This window comes from Streptomyces sp. NPDC029296, from assembly GCF_055569255.1.
Genome location: NZ_JBVHXT010000104.1, coordinates 1 through 2,759, shown reverse-complemented (window position 1 = coordinate 2,759; position 2,759 = coordinate 1). Strand labels below are relative to the sequence as shown.

Sequence of the window (2,759 nt, the reverse complement as noted above, 5' to 3'; positions counted from 1 at the left end):
CGCCGCGCCGCCGTCTCCTCCTTCGGCGTCAGCGGCACCAACGCCCACGTCATCATCGAACAAGCACCACCCACCCACACCCCCGACCCCGAACCGCACACCACGCCCGCGTCCCTGCCCTGGGTGCTGTCGGCGCGGACGCCCCAGGCGCTCACGGCGCAGGCGGCCCGGCTGCGGGACCTGGTCGCCGAGCGACCCGACCTCGATCCGGTCGACATCGGCTACTCACTGACCGCCACCCGTACCGCCTTCGAACACCGCGCGGTCGTCGTGGCGCCCGGACGCGAGGAACTGCTCGCCGGGGTGGCCTTGCTGGCGGAGGGGGAGCAGGCACCGGGGGTGGTGACGGGCGAACGGGCGGCCGGGAAGCTGGCCGTGCTGTTCACGGGGCAGGGTGCCCAGCGGGCCGGGATGGGCCGCGAACTGTACGACGCCTTCCCGGTGTTCGCCCAGGCCTACGACACCGTGTGCGCCGCACTCGACAAGCACCTGGACCGGCCCCTCGCGGAAGTGGTGGCGTTCGGTGACGGCCTTGACCGGACTGCGTGGGCGCAGCCCGCCCTGTTCGCCATCGAGGTGGCCCTCTACCGGTTGTTCGAGTCGTGGGGAGTCCGCGCCGACTACGTCGCCGGGCACTCCGTCGGCGAGATCGCCGCCGCCCACATCGCCGGCATCCTCACCCTCGAAGACGCCGCCACCCTCATCACCGCACGCGGACGCCTCATGCAGGCCCTCCCCGCAGGCGGCGCCATGATCGCCGTCAACGCCTCCGAAACCGACATCCAGCCCTACCTCACCAACGACGACGTCACCATCGCCGCCGTCAACGGCCCCACCTCCGTCGTCCTCTCAGGCGCCGAGACACCCCTACTGGAAATCGCGAAGAAAGCCGCAGAGGCGGGATACCGCACCAAGCGGCTCACCGTCTCCCACGCCTTCCACTCCCCCCTCATGAACCCCATGCTGGAAGACTTCCGCACCACCCTGAACGGACTGACCTTCCACACCCCCACCATCCCCCTCGTCTCCACCCTCACCGGCACCCACGCCGACAACGACATCCTCACCCCCGACTACTGGATCCGCCACACCCGCCAGGCCGTCCGCTTCGCCGACGCCATCCACACCCTGAACGAGGCCGGCACCACCACCTACCTCGAACTCGGCCCCGACGCCGCCCTCACCCCCATGACCACCCAAACCCTCGAAGACGGCCACGCCCTCGTCACCCCCGCCCTACGACGCGGGCGTCCCGAGGCACAGATGCTGGTGGAGGCGGTGGCGCGGCTGTACGCGGCGGGCCGCTCGGTGGACTGGCTCGCCTACTACGAAGGGACGGGCGCCCGCCGGGTCGACCTGCCGACGTACGCCTTCCAGCGCGAGCACTACTGGCTGGCCGGCAACGGCGGTCCCGGTGATGTGTCGGCCGCGGGGCTGGCCGGAGCCGGGCATCCGCTGCTGGGCGCGGTGCTCGGGCTGCCCGAGTCCGCCGGGCTGTGGTGCACCAGTCGACTATCGCTCGCCACGCACCCGTGGCTGGCCGACCACACCGTCTCCGGGGTGACCGTGGTCCCGGGCGCGGCGCTGGTGGAGCTGGCGGTGCGCGCGGGCGACGAGGCCGGCAGCGGGACCCTGGACGAGCTGGTCGTGGAGGCGCCGCTCGTCCTGCCCGAGCACGGTGCGGTGCAGCTGCGCATCGGCGTGGCCGACCCCGACGCGACGGGCCGCCGGCCGTTGACGATCCACTCGCGGCCGGAGTCGGCCGCCGTCGGCGACCCGTGGGTGCGGCACGCGTCCGGTTTCCTCAGCGAGACCGTCACGGCGCCCGGCGCCGTCTTCGGCCAATGGCCGCCGGCCGGTGCCGAGCCGGTCGAACTGGACGGTTTCTACGAGCGGTTCGCCGCGAGCGGGCTCGGTTACGGACCGGTGTTCCGCGCGCTGCGGAAGGTGTGGCGGCGCGGTGAGGAGGTCTTCGCCGAGGTCGCCCTGGACGAGCAGGAGCAGTCCGCGGCCGAGCGGTACGGGCTGCACCCGGCGCTGCTGGACGCGGCCCTCCAGGCCAGTACGTTCTGTGCGCCGCCCGACGGCGACGAGGAGGCCGGGGTGCGGCTGCCGTTCGCCTGGAACGGGGTCGCGCTGCACGCCACGGGCGCCACCGCCCTGCGGGTGCGGGCGGTGCCGAACGGTTCCGGGGTCGCCCTGGAGCTGGCGGACCCGGCGGGCGCGCCGCTGGCCACGGTGGGGTCGATGGTGACCCGGCCGGTCGACGCCGGGCAGTTGAGCGAGGGAACGGCGGTGCGCGAGGCGTTGTTCCGCGTGGACTGGATCCCCGCTCCGCTCCACCCGGCTCCCGCCGTGGCCGACTGGCGTGAGCTGGATGCCACGGCCGAGCCGGACGGCGGCGTGCCCGAGCAGGTACGCACGCTCACCGGCCGAGTCCTCACCGCCGTACAGGAATTCGTGGAGGACGCGGACCCGGCCGCCGGTCCCCTGGTGGTCACCGTGCGCTCCGGTCACCTCGCCACGGCCGCCGTACGCGGTCTGCTGCGGACCGCACAGCTCGAACACCCCGGCCGGATCGTGCTCGCCGAACTCGACGGCACCGAGGAGTCCGAACGGGCCCTGCCCGCGGCCCTCGCCACCGGAGAACCGCATATCCGCCTGAAGGACGGGCAGTTGACGGTGCCCCGGCTGGTGCGGCACACCCCGCCCACCGAACCCGCACCCCCCACCTTCACCGGCACCGTCCTGATCACCGG

1 protein-coding gene is annotated in these 2,759 nt (G+C 73.3%); it reads left to right on the top strand.

All coding sequences use genetic code 11. The annotated features are described in order from the left end of the window. A partial coding sequence (locus ACZ4W9_RS40205) for an acyltransferase domain-containing protein (protein WP_467944204.1) occupies positions 1 to 2,759 on the top strand: 2,759 nt, incomplete at both ends.